Here is a 20,701-nt window from a genome sequence, read left to right on the forward strand (position 1 = left end):
TGAAGTTTTGAAATTATACATAAGCCATACTTTTAATAACTTTAAGCTTATTATTAACTTTTATTTAATCCTTTTTTTATGATGTTTTGGATATATTGACCGATTAAAATTTAAGATTTTGAAAGGATTAAAAATGGAGCTAAAACTTGCAAGAGCTGAATTAGACGCAAAACCAAAAACGATTTCACTAGAAAGAATAGAGGCAGCTGTCGAAAAAGAGGGTCAGAAAATTTTCTATTTTGATAAAGAAAATACACACAAACAACTAATCGCCTTAGTTGAGCATTTTGAAGAAAAAGGGCTAAGCGTCTATCACAGAACCGTAAAATACGGACTTGATGATAACGACTACATGTATGAAGTGCATATACTTTAATGAGTAAAAAACTCTTTATCCAAACTTTAGGCTGTGCTATGAATGTTCGTGACAGCGAGCATATCATAGCCGAGCTCTCACAAAAAGAAGACTACTCCTTAACACAAAACATCGAAGAAGCTGATTTAATCCTTATAAATACCTGCTCGGTTCGTGAAAAGCCAGTCCATAAGCTCTTTAGCGAGGTCGGAGCCTTTGAAAAAGCCAAAAAAAGAGGTGCTAAAATAGGCGTTTGCGGCTGCACTGCAAGCCATTTGGGTAGTGAAATTTTTAAGCGCGCGCCTTATGTTGATTTTGTCCTTGGTGCAAGAAACGTCAGCAAGATCACAAAGGCGGTAAATACGCCTAAATTTATCTCAACCGACATTAACCACGACGAGAGCGAATACGCATTTGGCGAATTTAGAGGCTCGCCATATAAAAGCCACATCAATATCTCGATCGGTTGCGATAAAAAATGCACCTACTGCATCGTCCCACACACCAGAGGCGATGAAATTTCCATCCCTTCAAGCCTCATCCTAAAAGAGGTAGAAAAGGCCGCAAAAAGCGGTGCAAAAGAGATATTTTTACTAGGGCAAAATGTCAATAACTACGGCAAAAGATTTTCAGGCGTGCAAGAAAATATCGATTTTAGTGACCTTTTAGTAAAGATAAGCGAGATAGATGGCGTTGAGAGGATAAGATTTACAAGCCCACACCCACTTCACATGGATGATAAATTTCTTGAAATTTTCACAAATAACCCAAAAATTTGCAAGTCTATGCACATGCCACTTCAAAGCGGAAACACCAAAGTTTTGCGCGAGATGAAGCGTGGATACACAAAAGAGTGGTTTTTAGACCGCGCGCTAAGACTTAGAAAGATGTGCCCAGATGTTAGCATCTCAACTGATATCATCGTCGCATTTCCTGGCGAAAGTGAGAGCGAATTTGAAGATACGATGGACGTGCTTGAGCAAGTTAGATTTGAGCAAATTTTTAGTTTTAAGTATTCGCCACGTCCGCTCACAAAGGCAGCTACTTTTACAAATCAAATAGACGACAAGACCGCTTCAGAAAGGCTAACACGCCTGCAAAATCGCCACAGTGAAATTTTAGACGAGATCGTGGCGGCGCAAAAAGATAAAATTTTTGATGTATATTTTGAAGAGCTAAGGGCAAATGGCAGCGTTGCTGGGCGAAGTTTTAACAACTTTTTAGTTCAAGTTGATGGCAGCGAGGAGCTTCTTGGCACTACGCAAAAAGTAAAGATCACAAACCCAAAACGAATGGTTTTGTATGGTGAGCTGCAAATTTAAAAGCACCCTTGAAAAGCTCGCCACGAACATTGGTGTCTTTTTCATCTACATTTTGATGTGGCTCATTTTTCTAACCTGCAAAAAGAGCTACACTCCAAATTTCTTGCCACAAAATGGCTGCGTCGTCGTCTTTTGGCACGGCAGGCTTAGCTTTATGAGCTTTGCTTATAGGCGCTGGTGGAGCAGTCAAAATAGAAAACAAGGCAAGGTGATAATAAGCGACCACAAAGATGGCGAGCTAATCACCAGAATAATCAAATTTTTTGGCATCGGCACCATTAGAGGCAGCAGCTCAAAAGGCGGTGCAAGGGCGCTTATAGAGGCCCTAAGAGAGATAAAGCAAGGTCACGACGTCATCATCACGCCAGATGGCCCACGCGGACCGAGACACAGCGTCGCAGACGGAGCTGTGGTGATCGCACAAAAGTCGTCTTGTGAAATTTATGCTCTAAATTTCGAAGCAAACTCATTTTGGGAGTTTAAAAGTTGGGATAAGATGATACTTCCAAAGCCATTTTCAACTATAAATTTTAGCCTCTCAGCTCCTTTTAGCGTGGCAAATTTAGAACAAAAAGAGGCAAAAGAGAAGATACAAAACGAGCTTTGGCAAGCCTCACAAAATGACGGCGGCAAGAGCGTGCTACAAAATAAAGAGGACTTTAGGTCAAATTTAAAAATTTGGTGGAAAAAATATGCACATAAAAATCCGCAAATAAGCGATGAGATAAGAGAAATTTTGGACGAAATTTATGAAAAATAAAATTTCTATCTTTATAGCCATTTTTATAATAGCTTTGTTTGGGCTATTTTTTTACAGCGACAACTCCTATAAACTCGCTCTTGAAGCGAAATTTTACTACGAGAGCAAAGAGTATGAAAAGGCTATAAATTTTAGCCAAAAAGCTCTTGATCTTGACGCATACAACAAGATGGCCACCACCACGCTTAATCAAAGCAATGCAGCTATGAAATTTAGCTCATACATAAAAAACGGCAAAGAGTATCTTGAGCGCATCAAAAAAATGAGCCAAAGTGGCGTCAGCAAGGCTGATAATGAGCGCATCAAAATGATGTGTGATGTGATGATAGAGGATTTTGAGAACTTAAGAAATTCTGCACTGCTTGATGATGAGCTAAAAAGCGAAGCTCTGAAGATGAAAGAGGCGTTTGCAAAACTAAAAAACGAGCTGTTTTAAACTTATTTAATCCCTTTTTGGCTAACATATCAAAAATAATGCACTAAATTTAGGAGAGTTATGTCTTTTAGCATCAAAAAGCTTTTTTCAAACCTTTTCTTAAGCGCCGTGATCGAGGGCAACGAGTGCATATTTTACGGTCAGGTCTTTAGAAATGGCAAGCTTACAAAAACCATAAATGCTAAATTTACAGACATAAGCATCGATAGTGTCGATGAAAAAGTTTTAAAATACATAGAGGAGCAAGAAAAGGCCTATTTTGGCGTCTATGTTTCGCTTTTTTTTAACGACGACTCACAAGGTGCGCTGCCTACTGCTAACTTTGACGAATACAAGAAATTTAACATCAACACGCAAAATTTAACCAGCCTTGTGATGCAAGATAGCTGGAGCATATATGCAAATTTAAATGCTATAAGAAGATATAAAAACCTCTTTGGGCAAGGTAGCGTCGATCTTATCTACTCACCTATCGCCCTGCTCTTTCACGAGCTTTTAAAGCGTGGAATTTCGCCAAAAACCACGCTATATCTCTACATCCACTCGCACTCTTTTGCGCTTGCGATATTTAAAGATAAGCAGATGAAGCTCTCGACGTTTTTAAATATGAGTGACGCTGAAGAGGGCAGCGAAGAGATCGAAAGCCTAAAAGAAGAGGACATAACAGACATCGACAACCTTATCGTCAAAGAAGAAGATGGCGCAACGGCGCTTGATGATTTTAAGAGTTTGGATGATTTCTTAAGCGATGATAAACCAAAAGAATTTGAAGATCTAAACTACGAGCTAAACATGCCAGCTTCGACCAATGTCGAGAAGTCAGTGGCGATCTTTGGGCGCGATATGAAGATGTTTGACTACATCGCAAAAGCTATGAAAGAATTTTATGAAAATCCAATCTACAGCGGCGATTTTATCGAGCAGATCATCGTTTTTGAAAACACAAAAACAAGTGCGACCTTTTTACAATACCTGCAATCAGAGCTATTTGTGGAGACATCAAGCTATCCGATCAACACAAATCACATCATGAATGAGATCATGCAAGAAGAGATAACACTATGAAATTTAGCTTCATCACTCCAGAACCAAGACCACTTCTATCTATCTTTAGTAAGCTCTGGCTAAGCCTCATCGGCTTTGTCTTTGTGGTGCTTTTGGTGGCAAATTTCTTCATCGTTTATAAAAACTACTCAACCAAGAAAAATATAGAATTTCTAGCAAATGAGCAAAAAGAGCTTAGCCAAAAGATAGTCACTACGGATGAAATTTCAGCCAAGCTTGCCGTGCAGATAGACTCGGCAAACGACATCTTTACGTCAAATTCTATCCTAAAGCAAAGCTTGCACAACCTTTTTGACCTTGTGCCTGATAGCATCACGCTTGAAGAGGTCTTTATGGATAAAAACTCGCTCATCATCCGCGGTATAACGCCAACAAAGGATGTCTTTAACCAACTCCTAGCCTCGCCACTAAGGTCGATTTTCACCACGTCAAATACTAGCTTTTATCAGAGCAAAAACGGCTGGTACGGCTTTATAAGCACAAATAAGATTGATAATTCTGAGGGATATAATGAGTAAAAAAGATACGAGCTTAGAAAAAATCGACCCAGTAAAGCTTTTACTTTTTATATTTGCTTTTATCATAGTTTGCTTCATTATGATATTTGGCTTTATCGTGCCAAACATAAAAGAATTTAAAAGCCTCTCAAGGCAAAACTACTCGCAAACCTCATCATATACGAAGGTAAAAAATGAATTTGAAGCTAAATTTAAAGCACTTGAGGCGACAAGACAAAAAGATGGCGCTATCATCTTGGCTTATGATACAGCTTTTGATAAGGATAAATTTATAAATTTCGCATCGCAATTTTTTAGCGAAGTGAGCCTTAGCAAGATAGAAGAAGGTGAAAATAACGCAACTGAGAAGTTCTTTAGATACCGCCTAAACGTCACAAGCTCACTTAAAACCCCGCAAAAATTTTATGACTTTTTAGACGCACTTAGCAGCTACGACAGCATCATAAAAGCCGAATTTCCTATCGTTATGAAAGGCGAAAACGACAAGATCCACACAACCTTTAACATAAAAGTTTTTGGGTTGAAGTAAGAACTCAAAGTCCACCATCAAGATAGAGTTTAACCAAAAACTCGCTATATCTTTTTCTACCAAGATAGTTTAAATGCTCCCAGTCAGATAATTCTTCATCACTAAATTTTAAATTTGTAAGATCAATAATTTTGGCATTTTTGATGGCTGATGTTATTTCGTTTATGTTATATTGAAGTCTTGTTCCATCAAATATTGGCTCAAATATAATAACTACTTTCACACCGCTTTTAACCAATGGATCTATTATATAATTTTGCATGTATTTTAATGTGTTTAAATTTAGCTCTTTTAGGTCAAGTACCTTGCCATAGTTCTCTCTAGGCAATGCATTTGCAAAAAGTATGCTATCGCCATTTGTACACTTTGCAACAATAAGCTTTTTGTTTATGGTAAATTTTGAGTCTAATTCGCGGATATCATTTGAAACACAATCATTATTTATTGCAATATCAAAAGAATTTCCTGTATTAAAATTATCTGTTACGGTTTTAGTTTTTGGTATAAATTTTTCATAGAATGAGGCCAATCTATTATAAATAGCTTCAGAGTATCTTAAGAATAGATGCAAACTTGAAAAATAATCTGGTAATGTCTTTAAAAATATTATTTTATTTGTACTATAATTTGCCATAAGTTCATCAACGGTATAAATTTTAAAACCACTTAAGTAATAATCCACAAAAAGGTCACTAACTCTTATGCTAAAAACAACCTCTTTTACACCATTTTTTTTAATAGCATTTGCAATAAATGGATAATCGCTAATAAAGTTTCCAGAAACTCCAAAATTGTAAATTTTTACATTAGCATTTTTAAAAACATTTGTTGAAATGTGATAAAATGTTCTACTACTCCCAACAAAAATAAGATCTTTTTTATCGATGTCATTTAATTTAAAATGCTTAGCCTTTGAAACTTTTTAAGAATTTACGAAATTAGTTTTACTTGTGCTAATATCTGAAAAAACATAAAGCACAACATCAAGCCCAACCATAGCAAAAACCACTAAAAACAGGCATAGAAATATTTTTTTCTTAAAATCTAAAGTATAAAAATTCGCTCGCATTATTAAGCCTAATTGCTAAGATTGATATAAACAAAAAGAAAGATGTTGCAAAAATTTGCCAGATAGTAAATTTAAATTTCTTATCAAATGCCATTTGCATAGAGTTTTTAAAAAGCAAAACAACCAAAAAAGCCAAAACGATAAAAAACATCTCAAGATAATTAACGTCTATTTTAAACTCACCAAAAAACATCCCTCGGATCACTTTCATAGCATCTTCAAAGCTTTTTGCCCTAAAAAATATCCATGTAAAATTTACAAAGTTAAAGGTAATGATCCAAGCAATGATTTTATTTAGTTTAAAATTTAACTTTTGCCAACATCTGTGAATAACAATAGCAAAGCCATGCAAAGCACCCCAAACAATAAATGTCCAAGCAGCTCCATGCCAAAGACCGCCTATTAAAAATACTAAAAACAAATTTATATAGGTACGATATTGACCTTTTCTATTTCCTCCAAGCGGGATATAGATGTAGTCTTTTAAAAAACGCGATAGCGTAATATGCCATCTGTGCCAAAAATCCTGAATATTTAAAGCCTTATACGGGGAGTTAAAATTTATAGGAAGCCTTATGTTAAAAAGCAGCGCAAGACCTATCGCCATATCACAATAACCACTAAAATCAAAATAAAGCTGAAAAGTATACGAAACCGACGTTGCCCATGCTTGTAGAAAAGTCAAATTTCTCTCCACATCAAATCCAGCATTTGCAAAGATTGAAAAAGTATCAGCAACCACACTCTTCTTGAATAGTCCTATACTAAAAACAAAAAGTCCAAGAGCTATAAATTTATAGTTTTTTATAAGATTAAATTTATTTGCAAACTGAGGCATCATCTCTTTGTGATGGACTATCGGACCAGCAATAAGCTGTGGGAAAAACGTTATAAAAAGGCAGTAGTTTAAAAAACTATTCTCTTTTGTTTATTTATTGTAGCTATCTACTAGATATGCTATTTGCTGAAATGTGACAAAACTAAGTGCAAGCGGCAAAGCGATATGAAGTAGACCCAAATTTGTATTTGCTATAGCGTTTAAATTTGAAATTAAAAAATCAGCATATTTAAAATATCCAAGTAAAGCAAGGTTGCAAACTATACCAAAAATCAAAATAGCCTTACTTTGATGTTTTGCAAGAAATTTTGAAACAAGGAAGTTAAAAACAATACTTCCTAACAAAATCGGCATATAATAAACACTCCAATAAGCATAAAAAAATAAACTAGCACTCACCAAAAAAGCTTTTGCAAGAGTGCTTAGTCTCTTTTTATTTAGAAAAAAATATACAAAAAATACAAGCGGTAAAAAAACGAATATAAAGACATATGAGTTAAAAAGCAAACTTATCCCTTACTTTTTATCCACGCATTTGCCAAGTTGGCAGGCTATTTTGTAAAGTGCGTCCGCCTTTGTTTCATCGCCGCTTAACTTTGCAAGCAAGAAGCAAGACTGAGCATACTCAAGCTCGCAGCTCTTTGCCAAAAGCTTTAAAACTCTAGCCTCAGCCTTAGTTCTATCTATCTTATGAGTTTTTAAATTTTCGCTTTCGATGTAGGATTTTAGCCCCATTGCCTCGTTGTAGCAGCCAACGCCGTCGCCACTATCGCAAGCAAGTTTATAAAGTTTTAGAGCCTTTTCGATATCCCTTTGCTCATCAACTAGCCCTTGCTCATAAATTTGACCTAAATTTGAGCAAGCAGTTGCAAGCCCAGCGTTGCACGCCTTTTCGTAGTAGCCTTTTGCCTTTACGAAGTCCTTTTCGTTGCTAAAATTTACAGCTAAGTTGTTACAGTCGATGCTATTTCCACTCTCGCAGTTTTGCACCATCTTCTCTTTTTCAAGCTCAAGACGCTCCGCCCTAGCCTCCTCATCACTTTGCCAAAAGCCAAAGCTCACCATCTTTTGCCACGACCAGCAGCCACTTAGCATAAAGCTAGCAGCTACGATAAGCCCAAAATTTAAAACTTTTTTCACTTATTTTCCTGCTTACATGCCAAGCTTTGCGCCAAGTCTTTTCATCTGTGGGCACGCCTTATTTAGACCACGAAAGCAAGCGACTTTATAAATCCCATAAGCTCTCTTTTCGTCCTTGTTCATGCCAAGGCCTAGCTCATACATCGCGCCGATATTTGCGCAGCTTGGGAGATCTCCAGCGTTGCAAGCGTTTGTGTATGCCTCCATCGCTAGATAGTAGTCTTGTTTTACGATCTCACCCTTGCGGTAGGCGTTTCCTAGATGATAGCAAGCTTGTACGCCGCCACTGTTGCAGCTATCTTTGTAAATTTCGACCGCTTTTTTTGGATCTTTTTTCACGCCAAGGCCGTTTTCATAGAGTGTGCCAAGGTTTGAGCAAGCAAGCTGCACCTTCGCGTCGCAAGCCTTTTTGTAGTTTGCATAGGCATTGTCATACTCTTTCATAAGCTCAAAATTTACGCCCAAATCATTGCAAGCTTCAGCATCGCCGCTCTCGCATTTTGGTGTTAAAAGATCGATGGCATTTTTTGAAATTTGCTCTTTGTTTTGCACCACCTTTTCGTCCTTTGGCTGTTGCCACGAGTCATCTTGCTTTGGCGTCTCACCGATGCCGATCACATTTAAGCAGCCTGTGAAAAATAGAGCAGTTAAAAGTAGTAGATATTTTTTCATTTTTGTCCTTTTAGTATTGTCCAAACAAGTCATTTAGCGCTTCACTGATGCTTGGGTGAGTGAAAATTTGGTTTTTAAAGAAATTTGCATTTGCTTTTAAATTCATCGCGATCGCGATCTCATTTATGATCTCATTTGCGTAGATGCAGTGAAAGCTTGCCCCCAAAATTTCGCCGCTACTTGCTTCAACGATCGCTTTTAGCATGCCCACATCGTGATTTAGCACCTTTGCTCCTGGCACTGCTGCCATGCTAAGCTTTAGCTCCTTGAAATTTAGCCCAAGCTTGCTAGCTTCTTTTGCATTTACGCCAACTCTTGCTAGCGGTGTGTCGGTAAATAGCACATTTGCATGGATGCTTCTGTTTTGCGTAGTGCGTTTTTTATCGCCAAAAATTTGCGAGAAAACTATCCTAAAATCATCCAAACTAGTGTAGGTAAAAAGCTCTCCACCGCGCACGTCGCCCACTGCGTAGATGTTTGACACATTTGTTTGAAGGCGCTCATTTGTCTTTATAAAGCCTTTTTCATTTAGCTCGACGCCAGCTGCTTTTAAATTTAGATCATCTAAATTTGCCACTCTGCCAAGCGCTACTAAGAACGCATCAGCCTTAATGATCCTATCTTCATTATCTTGTTTGAAATTTAGTGCATTATCTTTTAGACTCTCTATCTCGCAGCCCTCTAAAATTTCGATGCCTTGCACGTTTAGCGCATCTTTTACGCTTTTAGCTATGTCTTCATCTTCGTTTTTTAGTAGTTTTGAGCGTCCGACGATGGTCACTTTTGAGCCAAAATTTGCAAACATCGATGCAAACTCGATGCCGATAAATCCGCTGCCAACGATGACAAGATGCTTTGGCATAGTTTTTAGATCAAGCAAGGTTTTACTTGAAAAGACGTTTGAGTTTGTTATCTCAAATGGCGCATACGCCTCTTTTGAGCCGGTATTTATGATGATAAACTCGCCTTCAACGACTTTTTGCTCGCCACTTGATGTTGTAACTAGGACGCTATTTTTATCTTTAAACGAGCCAACACCATCGATCACGTCGATATTTTCTTTATCATTTAGCATCGCATAGTTTTTAGAATTTAAAGCTGAGATTAGCTTATTTTTGTTTTCGATGCTAAGCGTGTAATACTCGTTTTCAACGCTATTATCTGCATATATCGCCTCTTTTGCAGCTGTGATTAGGCGTTTTGTCGGTATGCAGCCCACGTTTATGCAAGTGCCTCCATACATCTTTGGCGATCTCTCGATTAGCGCGACCTTTTTGCCAAGCGCAGCAGCCTTTACCGCTAGCGTCTTGCCAGCCTTACCAAATCCAATAATAACAATGTCATATTTCATTTAATTTTTCCCATTATGTAGTATGTAGTTTCGTTTATCTTTTTGATATCCATTTTGTATTTATTTGCCCAGCTTTTGATGATCTCATCAACACGCTCTTTTATCTCTTTGACGGTTGCAACGTTTTTTATCTTTAGCCTATCCTCACTCCCGCTCATCGCTACAAAGCAAAGGTGCGGCTTTAGATGATCGTTTAGCTCGATCACACTCTTTGGCAAAAGACCGTCAGTGTTATTTAAAATTCTACGCATATGCTCAGTAGTCGTTTCATCTACGTTGTAGCCAAGCTGTGTCAAAAGTGCGTTATGATCCATATCGTTCCTTTTTGCTTAAATTTGCGATCATTATAAGATAAAATTCGATAAAATCGCCTAAATTTTCAAGGACAAATATGAAAAAATTTATCATTTTTCTATTTAGCATTTTGCTATTTTTGGGCTGTTCAGCAGAGCAAATTTCGCAAAATTTAGGTCTTAGCGAGCCACCACTTGATCCTGAAGTCGAGCAGATAGCAGACGCCATCTATCTATATAACGAGGGCAACTACCCAAAGGCTTGCAAGAGATTTTACGACTACGCAAAAGATGGCAATGTCCTAGCCATGCAGCAAACTGGCGTTTGTTTTCGTGACGGCAAAGGCTTTAGCAAAGATATCTTAAGGGCACTTTTTTGGTTTGAGACAGCTGGCAGATACGGCAACATAGACGGACTAAGAAGCGCTGGATATATCTACGAGTACGGCCTTGGGGTCAATAAAAATTTAGAAAAAGCGATATATTTTTATGAAAAAGCCACTAGCCTTGGCTCAAGCGAGGCTAGCTACGATCTAGGGCTTATCTACCTAGGCAAAAATGACTATAAAAAAGCTAGAATTTATCTTGACGAGGCTTGCTATCACGGAAAAGAAGAAGCCTGCACGAAGCTAAAAGAGATGAAATTTTAGCTCTCGTCTCTTTTAAATTTACTACGCCTCAGCCTTTTGAGCGATCAAGACGCCCTCTATCATCTTTTTGATATCACCATCAAGTATCGCATCAGTTTGCGAAAACGCCTCACCACTGCGGTTGTCTTTTACCTGCTGATATGGGAAAAGCACGTATGATCTTATCTGATGTCCCCAGCCGATCTCGCTCTTTTCGACGCTGTTGCTCGCCTCTTGCTGCTTCATCAGCTCAAGCTCGTAAAGGCGTGACTTTAGCATCTTCATCGCTGTGGCTCTGTTTTTGTGCTGGCTGCGGTCGTTTTGGCACTGCACGACGATGCCAGTTGGTATGTGCGTGATGCGGATGGCTGATTCAGTCTTATTTACGTGCTGACCGCCTGCGCCACTGGCTCTATAAGTATCTATCTTTAGATCTTTCTCTTCGATCTCGATCTCTATATCATCATCTACTTCGGGACTCACCATGACGCTAGAAAAGCTCGTGTGGCGGCGTCCTGCGCTATCAAATGGACTTGTGCGAACGAGCCTGTGGATGCCATTTTCTGCTTTGAAGTAACCATAAGCATTTTCACCTTTTACGATAAAGCTCACATCCTTTAGCCCCGCTTCTTCGCCCTCTTGAAAGTCTAGGGTCTCGACCTTAAAGCCCTCACGCTCGCAAAATCTAAGATACATCCTATAAAGCATGCTCGCCCAGTCGTTGCTCTCAGTGCCACCAGCTCCAGGGTGTATCGATACGATCGCGTTTTTGCCGTCATCCTCGCCACTTAAAAGCATAGAAATTTCTAAATTTACTATCTTTTCATCTAAATTTTTAGCATCTTCAAATAAAGAATTTATAGTCTCCTCATCATTTTCAGAATTTGCTAGCTCAAAGAGCTCTTTTGCGTCGCTAACTGCTTGATTGGCGTCACTAAATTTAGCAAGCATGTTTGAAATTTTTGTCTTTTCTTTGTTTAGCGCCCCAGCTTTAGCGATATCTTGCCAAAAGTCAGGGTCTTGCTCTATGGCCTCGATCTCTTTTAGTCTAGCCTTTATCTCGTCAGGCTTTACGATAGAGCCTATGTTTTCAACTTTTGTTTGTAGCTTCTTTAAAAGCTCGTTGTATTCGTAACTATCCAAGTTTTTCTCCATAAATTTTTGCCGATTTTAGCCAAAAGTTGCTTACATTTTTAAATTTACGCCCTTTTAATCCTTTTTTGTTACAATGCCAAGTTAAAATTTAGATAAAAAGAGTCAAATATGCAAATCATAAGAACTATAAAAGAGCTTGAAAATTTTGTCCAAAACGCAAGCGGCAAGATCGGTTTTGTCCCGACAATGGGCGCACTTCACAACGGACACGTTAGCCTTATAAAAAAATGTGTGAGCGAAAACGAGATAAGCATCGTCTCAACGTTTGTAAATCCAACTCAGTTTTTACCAGGCGAAGATCTAGACAAATACCCAAGAAAAGAGCAAAGCGACATCCAAATTTGCGAGCAAAATGGCGTTAGCGCTATATTTATCCCAGATGCTAATGAACTTTACTTTGAAGATGAGCCGCTCATCGTCGCTCCAAAGAAGCTTTCAGCCATCTTAGAGGGCAAAACTAGACCTGGGCACTTTGATGGCGTCTTAAGAGTGCTAAACAAGCTATTTCGCCTAACTCGTGCAAATAGCGTCTATATGGGCAAAAAAGACACGCAACAACTAATCATCGTGCAAAATATGATAAAGACATTTTTCTTAAATATCGAGCTAGTGGCTTGCGATATCGTTAGAGAGCCTGACGGTCTAGCACTTTCAAGCAGAAACGTCTATATCTGCGACGAAGATAAGTGCAACGCGCTAAGGCTTTCAAGGTCGCTAAATAAAGCGTTAAATTTGATCCAAAATGGCGAAGAAGACGCGAGTGAGATCAAGGCAAATATGCTTGAAGTTTTAGAGCCACTAAAAGTTGATTACGTCGCGGTTACGGATAGAAATTTAAATGAAATTTCAAAGGTAGAAAAAGGCAACACAATAATCTTAGTAGCCGCCTATGTTGGCAAAACTAGGCTAATAGACAACATCTGGATCTAAAAATGCCAAAACTTCATCTAATCTCGCTTGGTTGTAATAAAAATTTAGTTGATTCAGAGATCATGCTTGGGCGCTTGCAAAACTACGATATCACGGACGATATCAGCGACGCAGACGTCATCATCGTAAATACCTGCGGCTTTATCAAATCCGCCAAAGAGGAGAGCATCCAAACCATACTTGAGATGCACGAAGCCCGCAAAGATGGCTCTTTGCTGGTAGTGACTGGCTGTCTTATGCAGCGCTACAAAGATGAGCTAATAAAAGAACTACCTGAAGTCGATCTCTTTACCGGCGTGGCTGATTATGACAAGATCGATGAGATCATCTTAAAAAAGCAAAATTTATTTAGCCCGCAAACTTATCTGCAAGCAAACGAAGAGCGCGTGATAACTGGCTCAAACTACCACGCCTACATCAAAATTTCAGAGGGCTGTAACCAAAAATGCAGCTTTTGCGCGATACCGACATTTAAGGGCAAGCTAAAATCACGCTCGCTTGAGAACATCGTAAATGAGGTCAAAAATCTAGTCAAAAAAGGCTACTACGACTTTAGCTTTTTATCCCAAGACTCAAGCTCATACATGCGCGATCATGGCGTTAGCGATGGGCTAATAAATTTAATAGACGAGATAGAAAAGATAGAAGGCGTAAGGAGTGCTAGGATACTTTACCTCTACCCAAGCACGACCAGCAAGGAGCTCATTTCGCGCATCATCGCTTCGCCTATCTTTCACAACTACTTTGACATGCCCATCCAGCACATCAGCGAAAATATGCTAAAGATAATGAAGCGTGGAAGTGGCGCTAAAAAGATAAAAGAGTTTTTAAAATTGATGAGAAATGCCGAGAATTCATTCTTGCGAACTGGTGTCATCGTGGGACATCCAGGCGAGAGCGAGGAGGATTTTGAAGAGCTTTGCGAGTTTTTAGAAGAGTTTAAATTTGATAGAATTTCCGCCTTTGCCTACTCAAAAGAAGAGGACACAGCCTCTTTTGAAATGGAGCAAATCCCAGCAAAAATCATCTCAAAAAGGCTAAGCAAGATAGAAAAGATCACCAAAAAAGCGATAAATGAGAGTTTGCAAAAAGAGCTTGGCAAGCAAATTTACGCATCGCTTGAGGGTGAAAGCAGCGAGGGCGAGATGTTTTACGCTGCCAAAAAAGATATCTGGGACAAAGATATAGACGGCGAAATTTTGATCAATGAAAGCGACGTAAAAGAGCTTGAGATCGGCTCGCTCTACCTTTGTGAGGTCAGCGACGTGGTTGATCAAAAGCTTGTCGCCACCATCATCAAAAAAGCAAAATGATAAGCCAAAATGTGCTTGGTAGGCTAAGCGCTGGCGCAAACCTGCTTGCCTTCTCGCACGGCATCGATAGCACCGCACTTTTTTACATTTTGCAAGAGGCTGGGGTCAAATTTGATCTAGCCATAGTCGATCACAACGTTAGAGAGCAGAGTAAATTTGAAGTTGAAAGCGCCAAAGAGCTTGCCAGCAAATTTGGCAAAAAGATCTACATAAAAAGCGTAAATTTAGGTAAGTCAAATTTTGAAAAAAACGCGCGCGAGGCGAGGTATGAGTTTTTTGGTGAAATTTGCCAAAAATATGGCTATGAAAATTTGATCTTAGCTCATCAGTTTGACGATAAATTTGAGTGGTTTTTGATGCAGCTTGGCAAGGGCGCTGGGTTAAAAGAGCTCTTTGGCATGAGTGAGCTTGAGAGAAGAGAGCACTTTTGGCTGGTTAGACCACTTTTAAATTTACGCAAAAAAGAGCTTCAAAACTACCTTGACGAGCGAGGTTTGCGCTACTTTGTCGATGAGACAAATTTAGAAGGCAAGCTTAAAAGAAGCTTCGTGAGGCTAAATTTTAGCGAGCCGTTTTTGGACGAGTATTTTGGCGGCGTGAAGAAAAGCTTTGAGTTTTTAGAGACTGATAGGCAAAACCTGCTGCCAAATATCACAAAAATGAATGATGAAATTTTCATTATAAAAAATGATAGTAACGTCGTTCGGGGCGTTGATATGGCGGCAAAAGAGCTAAATGTGCTTTTAAGCAAGGCTCAAAAATATGAGCTAAGTGCAAATTTAGCAAAGCAAACAAGTGTAGTGCTAAGTGGCAAGATCGCCATTGGCTACGCTGATGAATTTGTTTTGGTGACGCCATTTTGCAAAGCCGTAATGCCAAAAATATTTAAAGAAAAAGCTAGAATTTTAAAGCTCCCAGCGATAAATAGAGGCTATTTATTTGCAAACGGCGTTCAAATAGAAAATCTTTCTAAATTTTTTAGCAAATAGAGTGTTTTAGGCTCTAAATTTGATCTACTAAAGGCTAATTTAAACTTTTTATCGCCAAATTTTCTGCAACAATCTTAACAAGTCTGCAAAAATTTAAATTTCTATCTGCAAATTTGATCTACAAAGGTCAAATTTAAAACTAAATTTTACTCCAACCCTAAACTAGAGCACCCACTAACATTGGTATTTTAGAGAAAAACTGCAAGTTTAGTTTTGGCTATTTTTCTCTAACATAAACTGCTTTTGCATTTAAATTTAGAGTATAAAAGCTACAAATTTGACCCACAAAAGAGCAAATTTTAAAGCTCAACCAGTAAATTTTACCCTTACGATCCTCACACTAAAGTATTAAGCTGCAAAATTTAAAATTTCTATCGGTAGATTTATTTATTTTTAGTTTCTTGCAACTATTTTTGGGGCCTAAATTTAGCTACAAATTTGATCTAATAAGTCAATTTTAAAGCCTTAGGTAGCAAATTTACTCAGGTTTTCAGGCAAATGTCCGCTTCAACCTTGGCAAATGTGGCACTAAACCTGCAAATTTTCTATGCTAAAAGTCAAATTTAATCTATCAAGAGCCAAATTTAAAGCATCATCTAGTAAATTTAACTTCACAGCTGTTTTAAAACAGCCCAAAAACTAATCTGCGATGTAAATTTTTCAAGTAAAAACTCTAAATTTATCCACATATCTTTGTTGTAGGATAGCAGCCAGTCTTCAGACTTAAATTTAAAATTCATAGCGGTCTTGTAGCTTTAAAATCGTATATCAAATTTAATTTTGTTACCAATAACAAAGATATATGAAATCAAATTTAATAAACGCGTCCAAAAAGCCAAAATTATAAAAAAGCGTCGAACATAACAAAAAGCTAGCCCATAAAACAAATTTAAATAGAACAGCAACTCAAAATCTACCTCATCAAAGCCGTTTGCATAAAATAATGCGTAAAATTTTATAAATTTTATTACGCACTAGGCGAGGATTTTCTCTATAAGCTCTCTTTTTAGCACAAAGTCATAGCTAAAAGCATCCACCACGACGCCAGCATAACTGCTCTCTTTTAGCATCGCAAGATACTCTTTTAGCCCTATCTCAATGCTCTCTTGTTCGCTGTCGTTTCGCCAAAGCTTCATCGCCTCTTTGCTAGTAAATGCCGGAAAATAGCTAAGCTTCTCGCCCTCATCTTCAAGCAGAATAAATTTGATATTTGAGCCCTCCTCCTCATAAACGACGCCACCATCAGGCTTTGCGAGCGCTTGGTTTAAAAGCACCGGAGCAAAAAAAGTAGCCTTTTTTAAAGCCGATATCAAATTTATCTCATTTTTCTCGCTAGGATCACTTAAAAATTTATCCATCGCTTCTTGCATTTTAGTCCCTAAAAGCCTCGTCTACGGCCTGGCAGATCGTGTGTATAAAAAATATGTGCGACTCTTGAATTCTTGCAGTATCGCTTGAGCTAACGACTAAATTTATATCACATCCTTCATTCATAGCACCACCACCTTTGCCACTAAGTCCAAGCACTGATACGCCCATTTTCTTGGCACTTTTTATGGCCTCAAGGACATTTTTGCTGTTGCCACTCGTTGAGATCACCACGAGCAAGTCGCCAGAGCGAGCTAAGGCCTCAAACTGGCGTGAGAAAACGTAGTCAAAGCCGTAGTCGTTACCAATGGCCGTAAGTGCCGAAGTATCGGTAGTTAGCGCGATGCCAGGTAGTGGCTGGCGCTCGCTTTTATATCTGCCAGTTAGCTCGGCTGCAAAGTGCTGTGCGTCCGCCGCAGAGCCGCCGTTACCGCATATCAGCACCTTTTTGCCATTTTTTAGCGTATCAGCTACCATCTGGCAAGCGCGCTCTAGGCTACCTAGCAAATTTACATGCTCGCTAAAGGTCTTTTGGTGAGCCTCAAGCTCATTTTTTATCATTGTTTTTAGCATCTTTTATCCTTTTTATTATCCCTGTTGTGCTTTTGCCCTCGACAAAGTCAATCAGCCTGACCTCTTTTACGATCTGGCTGCCAACGACCTCTTTGCCCTTGTAATCAGCCCCTTTTACAAGCACGTCTGGCTTTATCTTTGTTATTAAATTTAAAGGCGTATCTTCATCAAATATCACGACATAATCGACAAATCCAAGCCCGCTTAGCACGCAGGCTCTATCATCTTGTGAGTTTATAGGCCTAGCCTCGCCTTTTAGCCTCTTAACTGAAGCGTCCGAATTTAGCCCAACGACCAAAAGATCGCCAAGCTCCCTTGCTCGCGCTAGGTATTTTACGTGTCCAGCGTGTAAGATATCAAAGCAGCCGTTTGTGAAAACGACCTTTTTCTTGCCCTTTTGGCTCAAAATTTCTTCTAGCTCCTCAATACTTTTAAGCTTGTGCTCGAAATTTGCCCCAAATGAGCTATTTAGCAGCTGCTCGATCTCGCTAAAGCTAGCCGTTGCGCTGCCTATCTTTGCCACGACGACGGCTGCTGCGAGGTTTGCTATCTTTATCGCCTCTTTTATATCAGCCCCGTTTGCTAGCATATAGCCAAGTGTAGCTAGCACCGTATCTCCAGCGCCAGTGACATCAAAGACCTCTTTTGCTTTTGCAGCAAAGATGTGCAGCCTGTCATCATATAGCGCGATACCCTCTTCTGAGATCGTGATGATCGAATAGGTCAAATTTAGCTCGTCTTTTAGCTGTTTTATCGCCTTTTCAAGCTCGGCCTTGTCTTTTATCTTTAAATTTGTAGCCTCACTCGCCTCTTTTTTATTTGGCGTTAGAAGGGTTGCGTTTTTATACTTTGAGTAGTCGCTGCCTTTTGGATCTATTAGAACTGGTATTTTTAGCCTCACGCACTCGTTTATGATCTCTTGGCAGACCTTCTCGCTAAGCACACCTTTGCCGTAGTCACTTAGCAAGACGGCCTTGAAATTTGCAAGATTTTCTTTGACCTTTAAGACGAGCTCATCTTCTAAATTTATCTTGACAACGCTCTCTTTATCGATCCTGACAACTTGCTGGTGTGATGCCATGATGCGGCTTTTTATCGAGCTTTCACGCCCTTTTTCAGTAAGGATGAGCTCATCTTTTACATTTAGCTCAGCAAGCTTCTCTTTTATCTTTTTGCCAGCCTCATCATCACCTAAGACGCTAGCCACGCTCACATTTGCGCCAAGAGAGAGTAAATTTCTCACCACATTACCAGCGCCACCAAGCGTGTAGGTTTCGTTATTTATCTTTACAACTTGCACTGGCGCTTCAGGCGAGATGCGCTCGCAGCTGCCCCAGATATAGTGGTCTAGCATGAGATCACCGACTACTAAAATTTTAACTCTCTTAGCCATTTATCTCTTCCTTATAAATTCTCTTTATCTCTGGCAAGTAGTCTTTTATCGCCTCTTCTAAGCTCCAAGTCGCGCTAAAGCCAAATGCCTCGCGAGCTGGGGCTACGTCGGCCTCTGTGTGAAATTGATATGAGCCGATAAATGGGTTTTTGATATATTCGTTGCCTAAATTTACGCCGATCTCACGCTGCAAGATGTCAGCGATATCTTGAAAGCTTCTAGCCTTGCCAGTAGCTGCGTTATAGACGCCACTTGGCGCGTCAAGCGCTTTTATATTTGCGTCAATGATATCTTTTATATAGACAAAGTCACGTTTGATCTGGTCGCTGCCCTCAAAGAGCCTTGGGGTCTTGCCAGCTAAAATTTGAAGTCCAAACTGAAGCACCATCGAGGCAGTTTTGTTTTTGAAAAACTCGCCCTTGCCAAAGACGTTAAAATACCTCAGTCCAACCACGCTCACGCCGCGCTTTGCGTAAATTTTATTGATATTATCCATACTTAGTTTACTAAAGCCATAGACGTTATTTGGCGCTTCGCACTCGCCAACTGTTTGTGGGCTCTTTGCGTTGCCGTAAGTCGCCCCTGAGCTAGCGTAGATCATCTTTGCGCCCAAACTCTCGCAGATATCAAGCAAATTTACAAAGGCATTTACATTTGTTTTTATTAGCTCATCTTGCTCTTTTACAGTGGTGTCAGAGATCGCTGCTTCGTGGTAGATGACGTCTGGACGAAAGTTTTTTATCTTCTCAAGCGTGCCAGGGTCGTTGATGTCGCCAGTGTAAATTTCACCCTTAAAACCAAGTAAATTTTTAAAATGACCAAAGCTTTTTAGATTGCCGTTGCTAAATGTCTTGTCGTTTCTAAATTTATCCACGACAAGCACGTGAGCGTATTTATAGTTTTCATCAAAATAGTGCGCCAAAGCTGAGCCGATAAAGCCAGCGCCGCCAGTTATAACTATCTTTTTTCCGTTTAAATTCATAGTGATTTTTCCTTTTTTAGCTTATTTAAAACATCTCTTACATCTTTAAAATTTATGCCATCAAGCAAGAAATTTCTGCCCACACCAGCCCTTTTGCCAGCCTCGACGTCGCTTGGCTTATCGCCTATCATTAGCGAGTTTTCAAGGTCTATGTCAAACTCTTTGCAAGCATCAAGTATCATTTTTGGATTTGGTTTTCTGCAGGTGCATTTTTGCTCTGGAGCGTGCGGGCAAAAGTAGACTTTGGTGATAAAAATCTGCTCTTTTTTAAAGCTTTCAAGCATAAATTTATTTAGAGCGTCAAACTGCTCCTGCGTGTAGTAGCCCCTGCCAATGCCTGATTGATTTGTCACGACAAAGAGCTTGTAGCCAGCCTTAGCAAATTCTCTTAGCGCATCAAAAATGCCATCAATAAATTTAAAGTCTTTGATCTCGCAAACATATCCAGCGTCTTCATTTATGACGCCGTCTCGGTCTAAAAAAAGTGCTTTGTTGGCTGTTTCTTTTATCATTTGGTGATTATAGCCAAAATATTTTAACCCGCTCCTTGCAAATTTACATTTTTGTATTATAATGCTGGCACGTTTTTTAAAAAGGATGACAAATGAAAAAACTACTAATCGTTTCAAGTGTTGCAGCACTACTTTCAACTGCTGCTTTCGCTGCAGATGGCGCTACTATCTATAAAAAATGCGTTGCCTGTCATGGCGCTAAAGCTGAAAAAGTTTTCAATAACAAAGTTCCAGCTTTAACATCACTTGATGCAGCAGCTATCGAAGCAGCTCTAAAAGGCTACAAAACAGGAGCAAATAAATTTGGTCTTGGTGCTATGATGAAACCTATCGCTACTCCAATGAGCGATGAAGATGCAAAAGCAGTAGCTGAATACATCCAAACTTTAAAATAATCACAGGGGCGCTCGCCCCTTTTTCTACAAATTTAAACTCACACCAAATTTCAAAAGCTCTTTTGGCAGATGATCGTCTAAATTACCGATTTTGTCGTTATCTATCTCTATTAA

General features: G+C 39.2%; 24 protein-coding genes and 1 pseudogene. 12 read left to right on the top strand and 13 right to left on the bottom strand.

Going from position 1 to position 20,701, the window contains the following annotated elements; translation table 11 throughout:
• Positions 1 to 133: 133 nt before the first annotated feature.
• Genes HMPREF1019_RS02115 through HMPREF1019_RS02145 form a run of 7 tightly spaced genes read left to right on the top strand, consistent with a single transcriptional unit; the run spans position 134 to position 4,985 of the window.
• Complete coding sequence (locus HMPREF1019_RS02115; RefSeq protein WP_009294031.1) at positions 134 to 376, top strand: HP0268 family nuclease; 243 nt, start codon at positions 134 to 136, stop codon at positions 374 to 376.
• Entirely contained in the window at positions 376 to 1,677 is a 1,302-nt protein-coding gene (miaB, locus tag HMPREF1019_RS02120; RefSeq protein WP_009294032.1) for a tRNA (N6-isopentenyl adenosine(37)-C2)-methylthiotransferase MiaB, read from the top strand. The genes HMPREF1019_RS02115 and miaB overlap by 1 nt, the downstream gene beginning before the upstream one ends.
• On the top strand, positions 1,658 to 2,437 hold the full coding sequence (locus HMPREF1019_RS02125) for a lysophospholipid acyltransferase family protein (protein WP_009294033.1): 780 nt from the start codon (positions 1,658 to 1,660) through the stop codon (positions 2,435 to 2,437). Before miaB ends, HMPREF1019_RS02125 begins: the two co-directional genes overlap by 20 nt.
• Positions 2,427 to 2,873: a hypothetical protein gene (locus HMPREF1019_RS02130; RefSeq protein WP_009294034.1), complete on the top strand. Its 447-nt coding sequence runs from the start codon at positions 2,427 to 2,429 to the stop codon at positions 2,871 to 2,873. Before HMPREF1019_RS02125 ends, HMPREF1019_RS02130 begins: the two co-directional genes overlap by 11 nt.
• Before the next feature lie 60 nt (positions 2,874 to 2,933).
• Entirely contained in the window at positions 2,934 to 3,938 is a 1,005-nt protein-coding gene (locus HMPREF1019_RS02135) for a hypothetical protein (RefSeq protein ID WP_009294035.1), read from the top strand.
• Complete coding sequence (locus tag HMPREF1019_RS02140; protein WP_002941847.1) at positions 3,935 to 4,456, top strand: membrane protein; 522 nt, start codon at positions 3,935 to 3,937, stop codon at positions 4,454 to 4,456. Before HMPREF1019_RS02135 ends, HMPREF1019_RS02140 begins: the two co-directional genes overlap by 4 nt.
• Entirely contained in the window at positions 4,449 to 4,985 is a 537-nt protein-coding gene (locus tag HMPREF1019_RS02145; protein WP_002942078.1) for a hypothetical protein, read from the top strand. Before HMPREF1019_RS02140 ends, HMPREF1019_RS02145 begins: the two co-directional genes overlap by 8 nt.
• Before the next feature lie 4 nt (positions 4,986 to 4,989).
• Here the strand turns inward: HMPREF1019_RS02145 and HMPREF1019_RS02150 are convergent, their stop codons facing one another.
• The 6 genes and pseudogenes from HMPREF1019_RS02150 to HMPREF1019_RS02175 all read right to left on the bottom strand — a co-directional run bounded on the left by HMPREF1019_RS02150 (position 4,990) and on the right by HMPREF1019_RS02175 (position 10,369).
• A complete protein-coding gene (locus HMPREF1019_RS02150; protein WP_009294036.1) occupies positions 4,990 to 5,667 on the bottom strand; it encodes a hypothetical protein in 678 nt (225 codons plus the stop codon).
• Positions 5,668 to 6,022: 355 nt separating this feature from the next.
• A pseudogene (locus tag HMPREF1019_RS02155) lies at positions 6,023 to 7,399 on the bottom strand (MBOAT family O-acyltransferase).
• 9 nt (positions 7,400 to 7,408) lie between these two features.
• Positions 7,409 to 8,032 carry a tetratricopeptide repeat protein gene (locus HMPREF1019_RS02160; protein ID WP_009294039.1) on the bottom strand — a complete coding sequence of 208 codons (624 nt, stop codon included), beginning with the start codon at positions 8,030 to 8,032 and terminating at the stop codon, positions 7,409 to 7,411.
• Between the two features lie 12 nt (positions 8,033 to 8,044).
• Positions 8,045 to 8,704 carry a tetratricopeptide repeat protein gene (locus HMPREF1019_RS02165; protein ID WP_002941997.1) on the bottom strand — a complete coding sequence of 220 codons (660 nt, stop codon included), beginning with the start codon at positions 8,702 to 8,704 and terminating at the stop codon, positions 8,045 to 8,047.
• A gap of 10 nt (positions 8,705 to 8,714) precedes the next feature.
• A complete protein-coding gene (locus tag HMPREF1019_RS02170) occupies positions 8,715 to 10,055 on the bottom strand; it encodes a dihydrolipoyl dehydrogenase family protein (RefSeq protein ID WP_009294040.1) in 1,341 nt (446 codons plus the stop codon).
• Positions 10,052 to 10,369, bottom strand: a complete 318-nt coding sequence (locus HMPREF1019_RS02175) for a hypothetical protein (RefSeq protein ID WP_009294041.1) — start codon at positions 10,367 to 10,369, stop codon at positions 10,052 to 10,054. Before HMPREF1019_RS02175 ends, HMPREF1019_RS02170 begins: the two co-directional genes overlap by 4 nt.
• A gap of 77 nt (positions 10,370 to 10,446) precedes the next feature.
• Between HMPREF1019_RS02175 and HMPREF1019_RS02185 the strand changes: the two genes are divergently transcribed.
• Positions 10,447 to 10,998, top strand: coding sequence for a tetratricopeptide repeat protein (locus HMPREF1019_RS02185; protein ID WP_009294042.1), 552 nt, complete (start codon positions 10,447 to 10,449; stop codon positions 10,996 to 10,998).
• A gap of 21 nt (positions 10,999 to 11,019) precedes the next feature.
• Here the strand turns inward: HMPREF1019_RS02185 and prfB are convergent, their stop codons facing one another.
• A complete protein-coding gene (gene prfB, locus HMPREF1019_RS02190; protein WP_009294043.1) occupies positions 11,020 to 12,120 on the bottom strand; it encodes a peptide chain release factor 2 in 1,101 nt (366 codons plus the stop codon).
• Positions 12,121 to 12,240: 120 nt separating this feature from the next.
• Between prfB and panC the strand changes: the two genes are divergently transcribed.
• From panC to tilS, 3 genes are read left to right on the top strand one after another with little or no spacing between them, the layout of a single operon-like run.
• The gene (gene panC, locus HMPREF1019_RS02195; RefSeq protein WP_009294044.1) at positions 12,241 to 13,062 is read left to right on the top strand and encodes a pantoate--beta-alanine ligase; all 822 of its coding nucleotides are present in this window, start codon (positions 12,241 to 12,243) and stop codon (positions 13,060 to 13,062) included.
• Positions 13,063 to 13,064: 2 nt separating this feature from the next.
• Positions 13,065 to 14,375: a 30S ribosomal protein S12 methylthiotransferase RimO gene (gene rimO / locus HMPREF1019_RS02200; protein ID WP_009294045.1), complete on the top strand. Its 1,311-nt coding sequence runs from the start codon at positions 13,065 to 13,067 to the stop codon at positions 14,373 to 14,375.
• On the top strand, positions 14,372 to 15,364 hold the full coding sequence (gene tilS / locus HMPREF1019_RS02205) for a tRNA lysidine(34) synthetase TilS (RefSeq protein ID WP_009294046.1): 993 nt from the start codon (positions 14,372 to 14,374) through the stop codon (positions 15,362 to 15,364). The genes rimO and tilS overlap by 4 nt, the downstream gene beginning before the upstream one ends.
• A 611-nt stretch (positions 15,365 to 15,975) precedes the next feature.
• Here tilS and HMPREF1019_RS10500 read toward each other — a convergent pair.
• The 6 genes from HMPREF1019_RS10500 to gmhB all read right to left on the bottom strand — a co-directional run bounded on the left by HMPREF1019_RS10500 (position 15,976) and on the right by gmhB (position 20,192).
• A complete protein-coding gene (locus HMPREF1019_RS10500; RefSeq protein ID WP_262359223.1) occupies positions 15,976 to 16,104 on the bottom strand; it encodes a hypothetical protein in 129 nt (42 codons plus the stop codon).
• Between the two features lie 234 nt (positions 16,105 to 16,338).
• Positions 16,339 to 16,734 carry an SseB family protein gene (locus HMPREF1019_RS02210; RefSeq protein WP_009294047.1) on the bottom strand — a complete coding sequence of 132 codons (396 nt, stop codon included), beginning with the start codon at positions 16,732 to 16,734 and terminating at the stop codon, positions 16,339 to 16,341.
• A gap of 1 nt (position 16,735) precedes the next feature.
• Positions 16,736 to 17,305 carry a D-sedoheptulose 7-phosphate isomerase gene (gene gmhA / locus HMPREF1019_RS02215; protein ID WP_009294048.1) on the bottom strand — a complete coding sequence of 190 codons (570 nt, stop codon included), beginning with the start codon at positions 17,303 to 17,305 and terminating at the stop codon, positions 16,736 to 16,738.
• Positions 17,280 to 18,698: a D-glycero-beta-D-manno-heptose-7-phosphate kinase gene (gene rfaE1 / locus HMPREF1019_RS02220; RefSeq protein WP_009294049.1), complete on the bottom strand. Its 1,419-nt coding sequence runs from the start codon at positions 18,696 to 18,698 to the stop codon at positions 17,280 to 17,282. Before rfaE1 ends, gmhA begins: the two co-directional genes overlap by 26 nt.
• A complete protein-coding gene (gene rfaD, locus HMPREF1019_RS02225) occupies positions 18,691 to 19,680 on the bottom strand; it encodes an ADP-glyceromanno-heptose 6-epimerase (protein ID WP_009294050.1) in 990 nt (329 codons plus the stop codon). Before rfaD ends, rfaE1 begins: the two co-directional genes overlap by 8 nt.
• Positions 19,677 to 20,192 carry a D-glycero-beta-D-manno-heptose 1,7-bisphosphate 7-phosphatase gene (gmhB, locus tag HMPREF1019_RS02230; RefSeq protein WP_009294051.1) on the bottom strand — a complete coding sequence of 172 codons (516 nt, stop codon included), beginning with the start codon at positions 20,190 to 20,192 and terminating at the stop codon, positions 19,677 to 19,679. Before gmhB ends, rfaD begins: the two co-directional genes overlap by 4 nt.
• A gap of 92 nt (positions 20,193 to 20,284) precedes the next feature.
• Between gmhB and HMPREF1019_RS02235 the strand changes: the two genes are divergently transcribed.
• The gene (locus tag HMPREF1019_RS02235) at positions 20,285 to 20,587 is read left to right on the top strand and encodes a c-type cytochrome (protein WP_009294052.1); all 303 of its coding nucleotides are present in this window, start codon (positions 20,285 to 20,287) and stop codon (positions 20,585 to 20,587) included.
• Positions 20,588 to 20,701 lie beyond the last annotated feature (114 nt).

The sequence above is a fragment of the Campylobacter sp. 10_1_50 genome, assembly GCF_000238755.1.
GTDB lineage: Bacteria > Campylobacterota > Campylobacteria > Campylobacterales > Campylobacteraceae > Campylobacter_A > Campylobacter_A concisus_R.